Genomic DNA, 17,476 nt, shown 5'->3' with positions numbered 1-17,476 from the left:
CTTTCAGCCATCTTCTTCGTTACAATCAAAAATTTATCCTCGGAATATTTAATATATACCTCCGGTAAATTTTCTTCTGTGCCTTGAATATGAATGAAATACAAGCTGTTTCAAGGTACCCATATTGAGAAGTCAATCCGCAACAGAGAGGAATTTGATGGGTAAGAAATCAAACAGAGCCGGAAAGAAGACAGCAAAGAAGGTTCCCGCAGAAAAAAACGAACTGGCAATGATCGGAGGAATCCTTGAGGGAAGCCCTGATGCTATAGGCGTTGTTGTTATCCGCCTTGACTGTGGCTGCCGAAAAATGGCTGCAGTAGATGAAAAAGGTGATCCCGCCTCGAAAATCATCATGTATCGCGACAATGCCGAATCCATTTGTGACCAGTGTAAGAAAGACACCGGTGACTACATGCGGGTGACGGAATCTTTCATCCACTGGGAGGAACCAGCCCCCAGTGCGGAGAAACAGGCCGCCATCCGTCTCAAGGTACTGGGCGACGAGATAAATAACTGAAGGGTGCCTTGAATATCTGTCCCCTGACAGGGGACAGGCGGTAAAAGGTCCAGCCAATCGCGTGGCGGGGTGTTACTTCACAGCCCCGTCATCGTGCCAGGTGCGACACAGATCAACAAAACGCGGTGCCCACTCCAGCGTTCCGGTAGCATGAATGTGCGTATAGAGGGCAAAAACATTCTTTTTCACCAGGCCGTCCCGGCCATCCCGGAAACCCTTGCCGCGTTCCATCTTCACCGACAGCATCTCATCATCCCCCCACCACGCCTCAACCCGTGAATAGCGAAATTCATGCCCTTTTACCCTGCTTCCCAGAGCATAAAAAGAATTCTCTCGATCGGCGACAAAGCTGGAGTAGCCATGGGCCTGTGGCTTCTTCGACATGGAAAAACGCACCGGGAACACCCCCACCAGCGGGAACCTCTTTTCTTCCAGTTCAATCGACTCTCCGAGATAAATCAAGCCGCCGCATTCCGCGTAGATGGGAAGCCCCCGTTCCGCAGCGGAAAGCACTGATTCGCGAAAGCTCCGATTGGCCGCGAGTTCAGCCGCCCCGGTCTCCGGAAAGCCCCCGCCGATGTAGAGGCCGTCGAGATCATCCGGAAGCTGCGCATCCGACATGGCAGAGAGCGTTACCAGATCCGCCCCGGCAGACTCCAGGGCCTCAAGGTTGGCAGAATAGTAGAACTGGAAAGCAGCATCCTGCAGGATACCGATCTTCACCCTGCGCCCTTCGGAAACGGGAGAGAGAAGTGGAGCCTCTCCGGCCCGCGGAACAGGAGCCATGAGCTGCTCAAGGCGGTCGAGGTCCAGATTCTCCTCCACGAGGGCAGCAAGCCGCTCCACGGCTCCGTGACTGTCGCGATACTCCTGATGGGGCAGCATGCCAAGGTGACGCATGGGAAAAATATCGGTTTTCATGCGCGGAATAACACCAATCACCGGGATTCCGGTATAGAGTTCCACCGCCTCGGTAATCAATTTTCTCTGCCGTTTCGTGGCAATTTCATTCAGAACCACGCCGACAATATTCACCCGCTCATCAAACTTCTGGCAGCCCAGCACCTGTGCCGCCACTGTACGGGTGACCTTGGAGCAGTTGACCACCAGCAGAACGGGAAGATCCAGAGTAAGTGACAGATCTGCCGTTGAAAACCCACCCCTCACATTTACGCCATCGTACAGGCCGCGATTTCCTTCAATTACCGCAAATTCCGCATCACGAAAGCAGCTGAAGAAGCAGTTCTGCAACCGTTCCTCTTCTACAAGAAAGGGATCAAGGTTGTAGCAGCGCCGTCCGGCCGCGAGCTGCAACCAGCCGGCATCAATATAATCCGGCCCCTTTTTGTACGGCACGACGCCCCAGCCCCGTTTGATGAGGGCCGCCGTCAAACCAACGGCAACCACACTCTTTCCCGAACCACCGGCAAGACCGGCAACCACAATTCCGCGTTTCGTTGATTTTGCTTCAGTCATTATTCGTAATGTTTTGATTTATCGAAAATATTCCATGCTTCTGCATAGATTGAAAGGAGTCGGGACTCAAGCTCAAGCCGCCACATCTCCAACTCATCCCCCTTAACATCTGGAGGAATCACCAGTGGTTCACCAAAGAAAAACTCCACCCTCGAAAAGGGCAGAGGAAAAGCCATCCTGTCCCAGGAATGAACAGTGAAATATCGCGATGCCGACCATACAAGGGGAACAATCGGGTCGCCGGAGCGTGCCGACAGCAGCAGAACTCCTGGCTGCGCCACCAGAGCCGGGCCCTGGGAACCGTCTGCCACGAGGGCACAGCTTCTCCCTTTTTTCACCGCCTTCAGCAGTCCTTTCAATGCGGCCACGCCTTTTTTGTGACTGGAACCGCGGGCAATATCATAGCCAAGTTCGCTCGCCAGCCGGGCGAGATATTCTCCATCGCCACTGGCACTGACCATGGCCGTCGCCCGGTAGTGCCGCATCTGATACAAGACAAAGATTATAGAATAATGCCAGAAAGAGGCAAGTTGCGGTCTGCTCTTTTCTTCGCCCGGCGCGATAAAGTTTTCCGGTCTGTGCAGACGTACCCGGCAGGTGGCAAACCATACCCTCATCAGAAGAGCCGCCATTTTGGGCAGCAGCCACAACAGCATCTTTTCCCTTCGCTCACTCACCCCAGTTCTATCTCCAGCATACGCATTTTTTTAATGATGTCCCGCAGTTCAGCAGCCCGCTCGAAGGCAAGCTCTTTTGCCGCCGTCTGCATTTCCTTTTCGAGTTTGGAAATCTCCCGATTCAACTCTTTCACTGAAGAGAACTCCGGCATCTCTTCCGCCACCGCAAGCAACTCGCCGTCGTGGTCTGTCTGCTGGTAAAAGGTTGCACCCTTTTTTTCGGCTCCCGAACTCTCCAGCAGTTCACGCACGGTATTCTTCACAGAAGAGATCACTGTCTTTGGTACAATACCATGCTCTCTGTTAAAGTCCATCTGCAGGACACGCCGCCGATCCGTCTCCTCAATGGTATATTTCATGGAACCGGTAACCACATCGGCATACATGATGACAAGACCATCGACATTCCGTGAAGCACGACCACAGGTTTGAATCAGGGAACGCTCCGAGCGAAGGAAGCCCTCCTTATCGGCGTCAAGGATGGCAACGAGAGATACTTCGGGGATATCAAGACCCTCGCGCAACAAATTTATCCCAACCAGGACATCGAATTCACCGTTACGCAGATCTCGGATCAACTCAATACGCGCCAGCGTCTTCACATCGGAGTGAAGATAACGAACCCGCACCCCGAGATTCTCATAATAGTCTGTCAAATCCTCCGCCATGCGCTTGGTGAGGGTGGTGACCAGCACTGCCTCGCCGCGCCCGGCACGCTGCCGCACCTCTTCGAGAAGGTCATCCACCTGATTTTTGGCAGGACGAACTTCAATCTGCGGGTCGAGGAGCCCTGTGGGGCGGATGAGCTGTTCAACCACCCGCCCCTCAGCCTGCTCCATCTCATATTTTCCCGGAGTAGCTGAGACGTAGACAATCTGGTTAATGCGGTCAACAAATTCATCGAAACGCAGCGGTCGGTTATCAAGCGCCGATGGCAGGCGGAATCCGTAGTCCACGAGGGTCTGTTTACGGGAGCGGTCACCGTTATACATACCGTTGAGCTGACCGATACCAATATGGCTCTCATCGATGAACAGCAGATAGTCCTCGGGAAAATAATCAAGCAGGTTTGGCGGTGGCGCCCCTTCCGGTTTACCGGTGAGATGGCGGCTGTAATTTTCAATACCGTTACAATAGCCCAACTCCTGAATCATCTCCAGATCAAACATGGTGCGCTGCTCAAGCCGCTGCTCCTCCACGAGACGGTTCTGCTCATGAAAGAAGGTCAGCCGCGAGACCAGCTCCTCTTTGATCGTTCCGCTGGCCCGCTGCAGTGATTCCTTCGAGGTGACAAAGTGACTGCCGGGGAAAAACGTATATTCGGAGAGATGCTCCAGAACCCTGCCCCGCAAAGGATCAATGACAGAGATCTTCTCCACCGTATCGCCAAAGAACTCCAGGCGGATGGCACGATCCTCTTCATGAACCGGGAAGATGTCCACCACATCGCCGCGGACCCGGAAGGTCCCGCGATGGAAGGAGAAGTCATTGCGTTCATACTGCAGCCGGACAAGCTGCCGCACCACATCTTCAAGCGGATACTCCCCGCCACTGCGCAGCAGGAGGTGCATGTTTTTGTACTCGTCCGGGGAACCGAGACCGTAGATACAGGAAACCGAGGCGACAATCAGCACATCGCGCCGGGTAAGCAGTGAACGGGTGGCGGAGTGACGCATCTTGTCGATGGCATCGTTGATGGCCGAATCCTTTTCGATATAACTGTCCGAAGCGGGCACATACGCCTCGGGCTGAAAATAGTCGTAGTAGGAGACAAAATACTCCACTGCATTGTGTGGGAAAAGCTCCCGAAACTCGCTGTACAGCTGAGCTGCGAGTGTCTTGTTGGGAGCAATCACCAGAGTCGGCCGCTGTACTTCCTGCACCACACTGGCCATGGTAAACGTTTTGCCCGACCCCGTCACCCCAAGCAAAACCTGACTGCGGATATTGCTTTTAATACCGTCGGAGAGCAATTTTATGGCCTGAGGCTGATCTCCGGCAGGGGTGAATGCCGACACAAGTTCAAATGGGATATCCATACGTCTCAACCTATTCCAAGAATTTCCTCTTCTGTGAAATTCCTGCTCAGAGGCATTTTTTCCAGAATATCCCATGAGATACAGTCCCGCGGGCAGTTTTTGATTGCCTCATCCACCTGTGCCACCGGATATTCCGCCAGCTCTTGAACCACTATTCGGCCACTGTTCTCGTCATAATAAAAGACGTCCGGCTCTACGTCCACACATCCCTGGCAGAGATTGCAGTCAGCACTGTCAATCACTGGAAATCGTTTCGTTGTCTTTTCCATTATTTTCTCCCGGTTCTCCAGCATATTTGCAGGGACCTTGAATAATTTTGTATTTCGTTCATATTCGAGCCACAGGATGAAATTTACCGCAGACAATGAAATTTACCGCAGACATATAAGGAGTGATATCTCGACGTCTCGTTCCTCGCTTTGTCGGAGGATAAATTTTTGCCTGTAACGAAGAAGATGGGCGAAAGACTGGTTCTTCAATGTGCTCACACTTCTCACAACAGTCAGAAAAGGGTAACCACTTCCGCCGGAATTCACAGTATTTTTCTCGTCAGCGCAGCCCTCGCCGTTGCCGTACTTTCTCAGTATGGTTATGGGTCCCTTGAAACAGCCTGCATTCGTTCATATTCGAGGCACAGGAGAAAATTTACCCACCTATAATTGATACGGAGTCTGGCGCTTACCTGCGAGGATAATTTTTTGACTGTAACGAAGAAGATGGGCGAAAGACTGATTATTCAAGGTAGCCTGTAATAAAGAAGATGGGCGATTATTTAAGGTTCCCTTCAGTTAATACAGTAGGAGGATAACGCTTACGTTTAGCGCGAACTGGGGCAATGGACTGATCTAAAGGGGTCTGTAGAACGTCACGATAGAGAAAAACCAATGCATTTAAGTTTTGTCTCTGGGGAGATGCAGCGACATTTTGAGCAGAAGCCAAATGGGACAAAAATCTCTCAATCTCTCGTTCCCCCATATCTTTAGGGTGGCGTTTTTTCCCATAAAAATAGATATACCGTAAAATCCACTGGTAATATGTTTTTTCTGTTAAACGTGCGTAATGATTGTATTTTAGGGTCTCATGCACTTGATCCATCAGTTTGAGCTGAGGGTTTGGAATGAATTTTGGCTTGTTTTCCATCAGAGCTGTGATAATATTAGATTGTGTGAAAAAAAAGGAAAATAAAAGTAATAACTGGACATGGTTTTCCACTTTTCGCCCTTAATACAAGATGTAGTGGAAAAACAGTCCAGATATAGGGTGATATTATGGACTTTTTCCAGTTAACCCCCTGTTAGGTTTTAAAACTAAGAAAACTTATCCCAGGTACAACCAAATATTTTCTTCTCAAAGAGAGGGATAAGTATCCACCAAAAAATGATGCCACCGAGAATAACCCCAATTAAAGGAGCCAAAAGAGAAAAGATATGTGCGATTCCTCCACGATTATCACATCCGCAACAGGGTTGGCCGGGGCAATAATTGGTGCCGCAATTGGTTACCGTGGTGCAATTGCCTCTGCCCGTGAGCATTTCAAGCTTGACCGGCAAAGGCTTTTCGCCGCTGTTTTCGCTGACGAGTTGGCCGTCCTCGAAGATTCTGACGATGAAACCCCTGGCTTCACCTTCGACATTATCCGGGGTGCTTTCCCAAAACATTTCACCTCGTACATCGCTTACCGCTCTACCATCATGGGCACCGAACGCCAAGCTTTGACAAAAAAAATGGGATCATTACTGCGAAACACATGACGACCCTGGCGTAATGCTTCTGTCTGAAAAAAAGTTCTACCGCTTCGCAAAGTACCTGGCCACCACGAAAGATGAAGAAAAAACAAAAAGGCATGAAGCCATTAAAGATATTAATTCGATCATTGATTCTCATAAAAATAACCTAACACGGGCATGAAATCGGACGGTTGAAACGGCGGTGCTAGGCCGGAAAAGGCCCGTGGTGCTCGTCTGGCCGAGCGCCGCCGCTTATGCCTAAAACGTTAGGCGAATTAAATCATGTACCGGATTCGTCTAACTCACAATCAATAACGGTGCACAAACAAACGTAAGGAGAAAATCATGGGTCACTCACCAACGATCGCTGAAATGGCACAAAAAGAAGATGAATATCGCAGCTATCTTAACAAGATAGAGTCAGAGCTGGAGGGTAAGTCAAAAACGTATAATGATGCGATGCAAAAGAAGTTAAACGACTACTATAAGGATAATAATTACGACAAGTTGGATTTCATATCTGGAAATAATGCAGATTTTATGCAGCAATCTGACTGGTCTATGAAAAATGTTAAAGCAATCATTGATGCTATCTCTAAAGCTGTATTTGGCGATAGTAGCGCACCCGATGGGGTCACGATTGAAAAAGCCGAAGAAGTTGGAGCGGCAATCGCCGAGATGGAGAACATGGAACTTTATATAGCGGGGAAATGCTTTGAAGTTCTGAGTGGTATAGTTGAGAGCTTTGGAAGTTCAACTTCAGTATCTTTCAATTCCAGCTATAAAGACGAACCTCTTGGTAATGGGATGCATTTATTTGCAACCGTTGTTTGTGATTCTTACAAATCGGAAAGTTTCTTTGAAAACAAAGAAATTTATGAATACTTATACTTATACGAAGTTAAGTATTCCGTAGAAGAGGCTAAAACTCAAGCAAAAATGGAGCTGTCTAAACTCTACGAAGACCAGATCACCACATTCACGAAGAAAGTGGAGGATTTGCTTGATCAGCTAACTAACGACAAAATCACTCCGGAGCAATATCAATCAAGTTCTGAGATCTACAATACCTTGATTGATGGAGCTAAGAAAAAGTTAGACGACCTTAAATCCGCCGGTATTATCTAATGTAAGGGCGCCTAACGAATAAGGTTAGATCCTGAGAGCGGAGCGAACCAGGATCTGAACCGTTTGTTGGACAAGCCCGGCTATATATATAGAAAATAGCTTTTTGGGTTTGAGGACTCTGGATTAAACAGAAGGGAAGTACAGGCTGTTCCGTTGCCAATCTCTCAAATTTTGGGGAAAAATGTTCTGATACATAAGGGTTCTCGAAGTAAATGGAGTGTTTTTTGACAAAAGTATCCCTTGCCGGGAAACCCGGTTTTTCAAAAACTGGTGATATCGAATAAGATTTACACAGGCATACCCTCCTGTAGCATCAGATGTGGCAGAGGTGTACGCCTGGCTGGCGGACGTTGTATCCTGGTTTTTATGATTTTCATTGCCGCTCCACATACCGGACAAACGATTGTCGGCCTCTTTTCTCGTTTACCGGCCAGCATCCTAAACGGATTGATTCGAAGTACCAGCTGCAGAAAACGGATAAGCTTCTTGCTGCATGGGTGGAGAAAACCGTAACATCTGACTTTGCGAAAGCCTTTCGGCAATACATGCAGCATGAGCAGGTAGAGAAAATATTCTCCAGTGACAGTCCTGGTCCTGTATTGGTTGGTTTTGGCATGAAGATACCTGAAAGTAACGTTGCCATTTTCGCACAGCAGAATATCTTTCTCGCGGATTACGCCCCGATAAAGGTATCTCCCAAGATGCACAATAGCGTTGTCTCCGTTGCCGACATCTTTGCAGTCAACAACCCACGTTGAAGGGCAATCTTCTGGCACCTGCATTCCATGGCCGACCACAGCCTGCAAAAACTTTGCTCTGAATACCATGGCCAGGGCCTTATGACTGAAGAGATAACCAGAAGTTTTAGCTCTCCAGAGTCCGGTTTTCACATTGATACTCGCTGCCGGAATGACCACATGGATATGCGGATGGAAGTCAAGGTTTCTTGAATGGGTATCAGCGGTTCCCGGGCACCCCTGAAACCCAGCAATAGCGTAGTTTTTAAAAAAAGTCTTCGTAAACATTTCAGGAATCAAGGTAAAATTTCCCTTGACATATCGATGCGATTGTAATCGTCTTTTTGTAAGCAATATTAAAACCTTACAAGGAGGCTGTAATGTCCCGTCACATAAAAGAAACTATAAAAAGCCACAGACGAAAAATGGCCCGAACTGAAGAGATCAGACTTCGTCAACATCTGAATGCCGACGCACTTATTAAAACCATGCATACCGGTTTTGCAGGGATTCGTGAGCATCGTACAGGTACTGTTACCCACACTCTTGCCGATTCACTTATGGCCGGTTTTGCCATGTTTTCGCTAAAAGACCCCTCGTTACTCGTTTTTGATCAACGGAGATTTCGTAGTTGTCAGAATCTTATGTCCATCTATGGGATGGGCAGTATTCCCTGCGACAGCTCAATGCGGGAGATCCTCGACGGGGTCGATCCTAATGATCTCCGGCCACTGTTTAAGGATGCCTTCCGGCAATTGCAGCGCGGTAAGATCTTGGAAAAATTTGTCTTTATGGAAGGCTGCTATCTCCTCAATCTTAACGTCACAGGTTATTTTTCTTCGGATTCCCGACATTCTGATGCCTGCCTCGAAAAAAAGCATCGGAAGAGCGGCAAGGTCACCTATTATCTTCAAACGGTCGGTGCAGCTGTTGTTCACCCTGATCATAAAGAGGTCATTGTCCTGCCACCGGAAACCATCAGGAAACAGGACGGCGATAAAAAAATGGACTGTGAACGTAATGCGGTACGGCGTTTTCTCGGCAAATTGCGGCAGGACCATCCACACCTTCAATTCATTGTCAACGAGGATGCCTTAAGTTCCAACGTACCGCATATAGAAGATCTTGAGGCTAATAATCTCCATTATATTCTGGGTGCAAAGCCGGGAGATCACCAGTTTCTTTTTCAGTACGTGGACGATGCCGTGGCCAGGGGAGAGGGCATGGAACTTACGGTAACCCAACAGAATACGCCCCACTTAACCCATTGCTTTCGTGTCGTTTATAACGCTCCTCTCAATAAATCACACCAAGATACAAGGGTTACTTTTGTCGAATACTGGGAAGAAAACAGTAAGACCAGCAAAACACAACACTTCACCTGGATTACCGATTTGACCATCACTGAAGAAAATATCTTTCATTTTATGCGTGGTGCCCGCGCCAGGTGGAAGATTGAAAATGAAACATTCAACACCTTGAAAAACCAGGGGGATCACTTCGATCACAATTTTGGCCTCGGCAAGAAACATCTGACCGAAGTCTTTGTTCTCCTCATGATGTTGGCTTTTCTCATTGATCAGATCCTGCAGTTATGTTGCCCTCTGTTTCAGGCTGCCTGCAAGAGCTTTAAGACGAGAAGATTATTCTGGGAAAATGTACGCAGTAAATTTCGGAATTTTTACATCGAGGATATGGAGGATTTATATCGTTCCCTGTTGGTGTACAATCCGGTTCCACTGCAATACTGACAGTATAATCGGACTGATATAAAAAATGAGATCCCTGCTCGAAAAATATCGACAGGGGCAAATGGATTAGTGTGTCAAAAAGACGTTATAAATACGGCTGGTTCCTACCCGATTTGCATATTGTTGCTCAAAAACCACATTATACTGTTTGGTTTTGTGCTGAATTCACAGCCGATGGTACGAAAATCAATTTTAGGCCGTTTTTTAGCTCGGACCGGGAATAGCTGAAAAACTCCGTTGGAAACTCATGATGTGTGATAAAAAATAAACAAAACCTCTAAACTAATAGCTTATAGGAAATGTAAAGATGCCATACGGACAAATAATTATTGATGATAACAAGCCACCAGTATTATTTGAGATCGGTGGGCCTTATGTTGGTGAAGTATCTGACGAAGGAATAATTCAAGAGCTACAGGAAAAGTTTGCCTCGGTTCTCGATTTGGTGAAAAGTACAGCGGAGAATACCTACAATGGGCTTCGTAATATTGAACAAAAAGCAACCCCTGATGAGATTGAGGTTTGTTTTGGAGTTAAGCTTACCGGTGAAGCTGGTGTGGTTTTTGCTAAGGCTGGCAGCGAAGGTGCATTCCAAATTAAGTTGAAATGGAAAACTAAGTGATATGTGTGGGAGAAAGCTTTTAAGTTCTATCGTGGTTGAGGTTTCTTGGGATGGCAATACGGGAAATGGTACTGGATTCTATATTTTCAAGGATCTAATCGTTACTTGTTATCATGTTCTTTGCTCTAAAAAGCATCCTTTGAAGAGAGATTATTGGATTCGACATGATAGATGGGATAAATGGATACGGGCAGAACTTTTGGAAGATTGCTGCTTTTCGCGTCCTCGAGATTTTGCGACTCTACGAGCCTATCGTGATGTTGAGGGAGCCAGTGATATTCGAGTGACAGCATGGGACAATCGACCATCAGATTTCATAGCGAGAGGCTACGATAGCGCCAAGAAACAGGTTTATATTGGCGCCAATACCATTGAAGGAAAAGTAATCGATAGAACGACATTTAAAAAGTATCCCCGATTACAACTTAGGGCGAAGCAAGGAACTATCCGTCCAGGAAGAAGCGGTTCTCCCATGTGGATCCCTAAACAAGAAGCTATAGTAGGAATGATAGTTTGGGTAGGAGGAGGGCTGGACGCAGAATCTTATGAGATGGCTTTAGCCGTTCCTATTGAAGAAGTAATCCAAGAATCAATGTACTTACTTGAAAAGAAAATTGAATTATTAGTTCCTGAATCTCCTCCTGCTAAAACTCGAGATATTGCAGGAAAAATTATTACTACTTATAGTGGTTCAACACTTTCAAATTGCATAGGCTCACTTAAAAATTCCTTCAAGAGAATGGCATCCGATCCGGCAACCCAATCATTGATAGTCAATGCCATAGGAAAGACCGGTGATAGCAGAGCAATTAATGCTATACAGCAAATTGAATTGCCTAAGCAAAAAAGACACCCTTTAGTTGATTATGCGATCAAGAAAGCGATAGAGCAACGGATGGATCTGTGAAAAAAGGTTCCTATTGTCATTACATAAAATTTCAACCAATGAGTTTATAAGGAGAAAGGGAGTTATGTTAAACAAAATGAATTGTCTCATTATCATGATCATTTTATTGCTGGTTGTATCGTGTGACTCTACTCCACCGGAAAAACCGAGAGAAATTGAGAGTACTCCTACTTCAACTCCAGTGGAAAAACAAGGGGACATTGAGAGTGTTGCAAAAGAAATTGCAGAGGGCGTGGGTAATGTCGGAAATATCTATTCCGACGGGGAAAAAGGACAAGTTTTCGTATTTGGAGAATATCATACATCGCAGATCGGACGCTTGCAAACGGCAGTCATGCTTGATCGCCTCTATCGGAAACACAATGTAAAGATTATCGGCTTAGAAGGAGCCATGCAGACAGCACAGCCAATATCGGGTGATTGGTTTCATAATGCTGGAGGGGATGCTGCAAAAACAAGACGGGAAGAAGTTGCTGTCATGATGCTATCAGATGGCGAAATAAATTCGGCAGAATTAATGGAACTGGTTTACTCCAATGTAGAAGTTTATGGCATAGAGTTACCGGATGAATATGGAGTGACTTTAGATGTTGAAAGAAGTCCGCGAATTATGTACCTCATAGCAATTGCAGAAAAATATTCATTCAGTCAAGCTCAGATAAAAGAGATAAATGATCTAATTGGACAAGAAAAGATAACAGAAACTTTTGAGCTTATGTTAAATGCAGATCCTTGGACCAAAAAGTATTATGCAGCAATAAATGATGGTTCTTATACTTCAACAAGAGAGCTTGTAGAACAGATTGATGAAATTAAAGAGCGAGCTCACGAATTAAATGTTCAAATCGATACCAAAGTAGCCGAGGAGATGGAGGAAACACGCAAATTCTTTGATGTCGCCTCACAGCGTAGTCGCACAATGGTAGACTATGTTGCGGAGAATTTAATTGCGAAAGCATCAGGCAATCCTGTTGCTATGATAATAGGAGCTGCCCACACAAAAGAAGTCCTGGAAGAGCTAAAGACTAATAACCTATCATATGCTCAAATAACCCCGATAGATCTGAACCCTGAATATGGAAGCTTGACAATGGAACAGTTTGAGCTAAAAAATCAGGGCAAATGGGCACAAACTGATTTAGGTAGTTTAGGCGTGCTTTTGAATAGTGACCGCAATCCACCTCCAATGATTGAGACTGCTAGTGGCAAAAGCTACGCAAGTGCATGCCTAGCCTCTATGCTGCTTGCTGATCTTGTCTATTCTGGCGGTTCAATCAATCCTCTGCCGGATGAGCTTAGAGAACAACTTCTGTCCCTTCCTGAATTGAGAGTTGACGTAGATTCTATCACGACAGATGGTTATGATGTAATCTTTCGTATGTGGGTGAAGAATACGAAAAATAAAGAGGTTGAGATCTGGGGACGTGTGGGGACAACCGAAAATGAAGCCAATGAAACTGAAGGAAAGACTCTCGAAAACAAATTATTAGGAAAAATTTCAAAGAAGCAGCAAGAGGTTACTAATCAAACTGAAAACTCTAACTCTGATGGCACTAATGGACAGTCTTTGAAATTAATAACTCTTAGCCAAGATAAGAAGGCTGTCTTTTCTAAAAATGAGGATGTTGTTGTGACGCATAGTACGATTAGTGGATAATTCTGTAATAACCACAAGAGGAATTCTATATATTTAGCGTCTTTTCTAATTGTTGAAGGCGTCTATCGTATGCTTATAGATTTTCTTTTGTGGTTTGAAGTTAAGGGGAACGAGGGTCGGGCCAAGGTAAGTGTTTGTATTCGTGTGACTCTTATACCTGTCAATAATGCGTTTTTTAGGCTCAAAAACGTTAATATAGATCTGCATTAGAAAATAATTTCTTATGGCGAGAGCAAAACGGCATTATATTCCTGGTCAAGTATGGCATCTTACCCACAGATGCCTAAAAGGAAGTCAGTGCTCATTGATTATCAAAAGTTAGCGAAACTTACAGGATTTGCATCCTATAGTACCTTCCGAGAGACTCACAAAGAATTGGTAAATGAATCCGTTACCAACAGGACCTGCGGCAGGCAACCGGGTTGGAGTGAAAGTGTAGCTGTAGGAAGCCGAAGTTTTGTAGATTTGTAGAAACAATTCATTCGAAATTGGAGTTTCGTGGTAAAGGTCGGAAGGTTTTAGAACATGACATCGGATTTCAACTTCGTGAAAAACACAGAACCTATAATGTCGAATATGATGGTAGAAATGAAGATACAGGCTCAATAAACACCTCTGAATGGGACGTTAATTTCGAGTAATCAGAGAGTTAACGTGGCCCGACCCCGTTTGACATCCGTTTGACACTCCCCGTTTGACACTTCATAACGCTACACCGTTACCGTTCCCTTCGGTCTCTCTCCACTTCGTGTCGTGGTCTCCGCTTCGCTCCGGCTCGCCTCCATCAGGCTGGGTCTGGAACTTGCTCATTATAGTCCGAATTACTATGATGACTCACCCTTAAGAACGTGTGCCGTGCCCGGCACACAACCAATCCATAAACACGGACGCATTTTCATTCGCTCTGCTTACGAAAAATCCGCCGGTTATGACTGACGTTCTGTTTCTAAAACTAAGCGTTGCGTATTGCGCAATATGCTATATTATAAATGTATGATAAAATCTTTTAAGCACAAAGGACTACGGAAATTTTTTGAAACAGGCAACCTTTCTGGAATCCAGGCCGGCCATAAGCAAAAGTTAAGGATGCGCTTAATTGCACTTGATACAGCAACATGTATTGAAGATATGAATACACCGGGTTGGCGGTTGCACAGCTTAAAAGGTGATCATAAAGGATTATGGGCGATTGATGTAAACCGCAATTGGCGTGTCGTTTTTGAATTCAAAGATGGCAATGCCTATGTCGTAGATTATGAGGATTATCACTAATGACTATGTATAACCCGCCCCATCCAGGGGAATTTATTCAAGAAGTTTACTTGGAACCATTGGGGGTTTCACCACGTAGTGTTGCCCTGCGACTTAAAGTGTCTCCTTCAACATTCTTAAGGATTTTAAAGAGGCAAAGCTCTATAAGTCCTGTAATGGCTCTTCGTTTATCCAAATGCTTAGGACGTACCCCCGAAAGTTGGCTTCATATGCAGGACAGCTATAATTTATGGCATGCGAAGCAGAGTGTTGATCTTTCAGAAATTGAACCTATTGAGGTTCCGGCGTAAACAGAAAAAATTTACCGGAGCTATATGTTTGATATCGGAGTCTGACGCTTACCTGCGAGGATAAATTTTTAACTGTAACGAAGAAGATGGGCGAAAGACTGATTATTCAAGGTTCCCAGATGTCATACCTCGATCTCTGCAGTTGATTGCTGGAAGAACCGGGCAAGAATACAATATGAGAAAAAAGAGGAAAGGAGCTTTTTGGGAGGATCGATACCATTCAACTGCAGTGGAGACCGAACAGCACCTGCTGAGATGCCCTGTCTATATTGATTGTAACATGGTTCGTGCTGGTGTCGTTGCACATCCCTCTGAGTTGCCTTTTTGTGGATATAATGAAATCCAGATGCCTAAAAAGAAGTCAGTGCTCATTGATTATCAAAAGTTAGCGAAACTTACAGGGTTTGCATCCTATAGTACCTTCCGAGAGACTCATAATGAATTGGTAAATGAATCCGTTACCAACAGGACCTGCGGCAGGCAACCGGGTTAGAGTGAAAGTGTAGCTGTAGGAAGCCGAAGTTTTGTAGAAACAATTCATTCGAAATTGGGGTTTCGTGGTAAAGGTCGGAAGGTTTTAGAACATGACATCGGATTTCAACTTCGTGAAAAACACAGAACCTATAATGTCGAATATGATGGTAGAAATGAGGATATAGGCTCAATAAACACCTCTGAATGGGACGTTAATTTCGAGTAATCAGAGAGTTAACGTGGCCCGACCCCGTTTGCCTCCCCCGCTTACCCCGTTCTTACCCCCGTTCGTCATTTAGACGAACAGTCATTAAGAGAACCTAACGTTACAATTTTTGAAAAATTAGCTCAAATAGAGATCTTTTCAAATAAAGGAACTTATTACAAAGACCCAGCCTTTGATTTGAGTAACGATAGAGTAATAAATTATGCCACCAATGTTACTGCATTAATGGGATGGAGAAATTACAACAATTTCTATTCTGATATGGTGTCAATGATTAATAATAGATGAATTTAACCAGGCGTTCAAGAGGAACACCAAAAGGTTACGGCATTTTCAACATTCAATCTTTAATGGTATTTCTCTATTTCAAGTAACGATATACTAGAAACTTTTGGTGCCACTTAACTTCACGTTAGATTACTATGCTTATCGAAAAGGAATAAAGAATGAGCGATAAATGTAAAATCGTTATCCAGCCAAGTGAATCTTTAGCAGACCAACCTTTGATGACTTTTAAGATATGCGGTCTGACACCTAATCATGAAGTTGCTATACGAGCCAGAACGCAGGATGAAGCAGGAACAACCTGGATGTCTTGGGGGACCTTTCAAAGCGATGAGGCAGGCTCTATTGATATTTCAAAACAGGCACCCCTTGCCGGTACTTTTGCTATCGCGGATCCTTCCGCAATCTTATGGTCAATGCGTCCTGACGGGGATACAACAAATCCCGTCTCCATGTTCGAAAAAAAAACCGTTACGCCACTATCAGTTAAAGTTTCTGTCGAAATAAATGAAGAGACGGTTGCTCAAACAACCATTGTGCGGATATTCAGTTCGAAGGGAACTGAAGTAATCCGTGAACCGGTTGACCAGGAGGGGGTAACAGGCACCTTATTCTACCCGGCAAGCAAAGGCCCACATCCCGCGGTAATTTGTCTTAGTGGATCAGGTGGAGGTTTTAATGAACCGCGTGCCTCCCTTCTGGCGGCACATGGTTATGCTGCTTTTGCATTGGCATATTTCGGTGCTGGTTCACTTCCCAGGGAATTGCATGAGATTCCGGTTGAGTTCATTGAAAGAGGGCTTTCCTGGTTGGGGCAACACAACTCTGTGGATTGTGACCGCATTGCTGTATACGGATACTCAAAAGGAGGCGAATTGGCGCTTCTTCTCGGATCTCTTTATTCGCAAATAAAAGCAGTTGCAGCTTTCTCTGGCAGTTCATTTGTCTGGCAAGGGCTACGCTTTGGCCGCCCCGGCAGTTCCTGGACTCAAGGAGGAAAAACAGTGCCCTATTTGCCGATGAAAGTGCCATTGTATACCATTTTCAAGCTGTTCCTTGGCAAAACCGTCGCGTTCCGAGAAAGTTATACAAGAGGGCTCAGGGCTTCAAAGAACCTGGACACTGCTGCAATCCGTGTAGAACAAATCAACGGGCCGGTCTTTCTGGTTGCTGGAACGGATGATCAAGTCTGGCCAGCTGCAGATTTCGCAGACACAATCGCTGAACGGCTTAAACAGCATGAGCATCAGTATCCATGCAAATACTTTAGAGAAAAAGGTGCAGGACACCTTGTTTGCATGCCTTATTTGCCCAGTGCGGAAGTCTGCAGGAATCTGATTTTTACTTCCTCTAATATTGAGATAACCTCAATTGTAATGATCAAAACATGGGATGCCATGATCGATTTTTTTGAAGAATTTTTAAAATAATCTAACGAATAAGGTTAGATCGTGAGAGCAGAGCGAACCAGGATCTGAACCGTTTGCGAAACCGTTTGCGAAGGAACGAGGGTCGGGCCAAGGTAAGTGTTTGTATTCGTGTGTAAGATGTGTTCTTTTAACTCTTATACCTGTCAATAATGCGTTTTTTAGGCTCAAAAACGTTAATATAGATCTGCATTAGAAAATAATTTCTTATGGCGAGAGCAAAACGGCATTATATTCCTGGTCAAGTATGGCATCTTACCCACA

General features: G+C 45.5%; 17 protein-coding genes and 1 pseudogene. 12 read left to right on the top strand and 6 right to left on the bottom strand.

Features of this window, described 5'->3' with window-relative positions; translation table 11 throughout:
- The first annotated feature begins 157 nt into the window (after positions 1-157).
- Entirely contained in the window at positions 158-517 is a 360-nt protein-coding gene (locus tag JWG39_RS08645; protein ID WP_205218992.1) for a hypothetical protein, read from the top strand.
- Between the two features lie 72 nt (positions 518-589).
- On the opposite strand, the gene JWG39_RS08640 is transcribed toward JWG39_RS08645, so the two are convergent.
- The 5 genes from JWG39_RS08640 to JWG39_RS08620 all read right to left on the bottom strand — a co-directional run bounded on the left by JWG39_RS08640 (position 590) and on the right by JWG39_RS08620 (position 5,921).
- A complete protein-coding gene (locus JWG39_RS08640; protein ID WP_205218991.1) occupies positions 590-1,993 on the bottom strand; it encodes a cobyrinic acid a,c-diamide synthase CobB in 1,404 nt (467 codons plus the stop codon).
- Positions 1,993-2,670 carry a lysophospholipid acyltransferase family protein gene (locus JWG39_RS08635; protein ID WP_205218990.1) on the bottom strand — a complete coding sequence of 226 codons (678 nt, stop codon included), beginning with the start codon at positions 2,668-2,670 and terminating at the stop codon, positions 1,993-1,995. The genes JWG39_RS08640 and JWG39_RS08635 overlap by 1 nt, the downstream gene beginning before the upstream one ends.
- A complete protein-coding gene (uvrB, locus tag JWG39_RS08630) occupies positions 2,667-4,709 on the bottom strand; it encodes an excinuclease ABC subunit UvrB (RefSeq protein WP_205218989.1) in 2,043 nt (680 codons plus the stop codon). The genes JWG39_RS08635 and uvrB overlap by 4 nt, the downstream gene beginning before the upstream one ends.
- 5 nt (positions 4,710-4,714) lie before the next feature.
- The gene (locus tag JWG39_RS08625; protein ID WP_205218988.1) at positions 4,715-4,978 is read right to left on the bottom strand and encodes a ferredoxin; all 264 of its coding nucleotides are present in this window, start codon (positions 4,976-4,978) and stop codon (positions 4,715-4,717) included.
- A 499-nt stretch (positions 4,979-5,477) separates the two neighbouring features.
- Complete coding sequence (locus JWG39_RS08620) at positions 5,478-5,921, bottom strand: phage integrase N-terminal SAM-like domain-containing protein (RefSeq protein ID WP_338032195.1); 444 nt, start codon at positions 5,919-5,921, stop codon at positions 5,478-5,480.
- 215 nt (positions 5,922-6,136) lie between these two features.
- On the opposite strand from JWG39_RS08620, the gene JWG39_RS08615 reads away from it, so the two are divergent.
- Positions 6,137-6,460, top strand: coding sequence for a hypothetical protein (locus JWG39_RS08615; protein ID WP_205218987.1), 324 nt, complete (start codon positions 6,137-6,139; stop codon positions 6,458-6,460).
- 321 nt (positions 6,461-6,781) lie between these two features.
- Complete coding sequence (locus JWG39_RS08610; protein WP_205218986.1) at positions 6,782-7,564, top strand: hypothetical protein; 783 nt, start codon at positions 6,782-6,784, stop codon at positions 7,562-7,564.
- Between the two features lie 287 nt (positions 7,565-7,851).
- On the opposite strand, the pseudogene JWG39_RS08605 reads toward JWG39_RS08610, so the two are convergent.
- Positions 7,852-8,580: pseudogene (locus tag JWG39_RS08605) on the bottom strand (IS91 family transposase); the annotation flags it as partial.
- Between the two features lie 101 nt (positions 8,581-8,681).
- On the opposite strand from JWG39_RS08605, the gene JWG39_RS08600 reads away from it, so the two are divergent.
- The 9 genes from JWG39_RS08600 (at position 8,682) to JWG39_RS08560 (ending at position 17,215) form a co-directional block, all read left to right on the top strand.
- The gene (locus tag JWG39_RS08600; protein ID WP_205218985.1) at positions 8,682-10,052 is read left to right on the top strand and encodes a transposase; all 1,371 of its coding nucleotides are present in this window, start codon (positions 8,682-8,684) and stop codon (positions 10,050-10,052) included.
- A 307-nt stretch (positions 10,053-10,359) separates the two neighbouring features.
- Positions 10,360-10,674 carry a CU044_2847 family protein gene (locus JWG39_RS08595; RefSeq protein WP_205218984.1) on the top strand — a complete coding sequence of 105 codons (315 nt, stop codon included), beginning with the start codon at positions 10,360-10,362 and terminating at the stop codon, positions 10,672-10,674.
- 1 nt (position 10,675) lies between these two features.
- A complete protein-coding gene (locus JWG39_RS08590; RefSeq protein WP_205218983.1) occupies positions 10,676-11,581 on the top strand; it encodes a S1 family peptidase in 906 nt (301 codons plus the stop codon).
- Positions 11,582-11,657: 76 nt separating this feature from the next.
- Positions 11,658-13,238 (top strand): hypothetical protein, encoded by a 1,581-nt coding sequence (locus tag JWG39_RS08585; RefSeq protein WP_205218982.1) that lies wholly within the window; start codon positions 11,658-11,660, stop codon positions 13,236-13,238.
- Between the two features lie 261 nt (positions 13,239-13,499).
- Positions 13,500-13,709 (top strand): hypothetical protein, encoded by a 210-nt coding sequence (locus JWG39_RS08580; protein WP_205218981.1) that lies wholly within the window; start codon positions 13,500-13,502, stop codon positions 13,707-13,709.
- A gap of 522 nt (positions 13,710-14,231) precedes the next feature.
- Positions 14,232-14,510 carry a type II toxin-antitoxin system RelE/ParE family toxin gene (locus JWG39_RS08575; protein WP_205218980.1) on the top strand — a complete coding sequence of 93 codons (279 nt, stop codon included), beginning with the start codon at positions 14,232-14,234 and terminating at the stop codon, positions 14,508-14,510.
- Positions 14,510-14,800, top strand: coding sequence for a HigA family addiction module antitoxin (locus JWG39_RS08570; RefSeq protein WP_205218979.1), 291 nt, complete (start codon positions 14,510-14,512; stop codon positions 14,798-14,800). The genes JWG39_RS08575 and JWG39_RS08570 overlap by 1 nt, the downstream gene beginning before the upstream one ends.
- Before the next feature lie 175 nt (positions 14,801-14,975).
- Complete coding sequence (locus tag JWG39_RS08565; RefSeq protein ID WP_205218978.1) at positions 14,976-15,293, top strand: hypothetical protein; 318 nt, start codon at positions 14,976-14,978, stop codon at positions 15,291-15,293.
- A 653-nt stretch (positions 15,294-15,946) separates the two neighbouring features.
- Positions 15,947-17,215, top strand: coding sequence for an acyl-CoA thioester hydrolase/BAAT C-terminal domain-containing protein (locus JWG39_RS08560; RefSeq protein WP_205218977.1), 1,269 nt, complete (start codon positions 15,947-15,949; stop codon positions 17,213-17,215).
- Positions 17,216-17,476 lie beyond the last annotated feature (261 nt).

This window comes from Desulforhopalus vacuolatus, from assembly GCF_016918505.1.
GTDB lineage: Bacteria > Desulfobacterota > Desulfobulbia > Desulfobulbales > Desulfocapsaceae > Desulforhopalus > Desulforhopalus vacuolatus.
The sequence above is the reverse complement of the archived record's forward strand: the minus strand, read 5'-3'. Positions and strand labels throughout refer to the sequence as shown.

Bases quoted from the DNA above. Each gene is read 5' to 3' on its own strand.
- JWG39_RS08560 (WP_205218977.1), top strand. From the start codon at position 15,947: ATGAGCGATAAATGTAAAATCGTTATCCAGCCAAGTGAATCTTTAGCA.
- JWG39_RS08615 (WP_205218987.1), top strand. From the start codon at position 6,137: ATGTGCGATTCCTCCACGATTATCACATCCGCAACAGGGTTGGCCGGG.
- JWG39_RS08585 (WP_205218982.1), top strand. From the start codon at position 11,658: ATGAATTGTCTCATTATCATGATCATTTTATTGCTGGTTGTATCGTGT.
- JWG39_RS08575 (WP_205218980.1), top strand. From the start codon at position 14,232: ATGATAAAATCTTTTAAGCACAAAGGACTACGGAAATTTTTTGAAACA.
- JWG39_RS08570 (WP_205218979.1), top strand. From the start codon at position 14,510: ATGACTATGTATAACCCGCCCCATCCAGGGGAATTTATTCAAGAAGTT.
- JWG39_RS08580 (WP_205218981.1), top strand. From the start codon at position 13,500: ATGGCATCTTACCCACAGATGCCTAAAAGGAAGTCAGTGCTCATTGAT.
- uvrB (WP_205218989.1), bottom strand. From the start codon at position 4,709: ATGGATATCCCATTTGAACTTGTGTCGGCATTCACCCCTGCCGGAGAT.
- JWG39_RS08590 (WP_205218983.1), top strand. From the start codon at position 10,676: ATGTGTGGGAGAAAGCTTTTAAGTTCTATCGTGGTTGAGGTTTCTTGG.
- JWG39_RS08625 (WP_205218988.1), bottom strand. From the start codon at position 4,978: ATGGAAAAGACAACGAAACGATTTCCAGTGATTGACAGTGCTGACTGC.
- JWG39_RS08640 (WP_205218991.1), bottom strand. From the start codon at position 1,993: ATGACTGAAGCAAAATCAACGAAACGCGGAATTGTGGTTGCCGGTCTT.
- JWG39_RS08645 (WP_205218992.1), top strand. From the start codon at position 158: ATGGGTAAGAAATCAAACAGAGCCGGAAAGAAGACAGCAAAGAAGGTT.
- JWG39_RS08595 (WP_205218984.1), top strand. From the start codon at position 10,360: ATGCCATACGGACAAATAATTATTGATGATAACAAGCCACCAGTATTA.
- JWG39_RS08610 (WP_205218986.1), top strand. From the start codon at position 6,782: ATGGGTCACTCACCAACGATCGCTGAAATGGCACAAAAAGAAGATGAA.
- JWG39_RS08600 (WP_205218985.1), top strand. From the start codon at position 8,682: ATGTCCCGTCACATAAAAGAAACTATAAAAAGCCACAGACGAAAAATG.
- JWG39_RS08565 (WP_205218978.1), top strand. From the start codon at position 14,976: ATGAGAAAAAAGAGGAAAGGAGCTTTTTGGGAGGATCGATACCATTCA.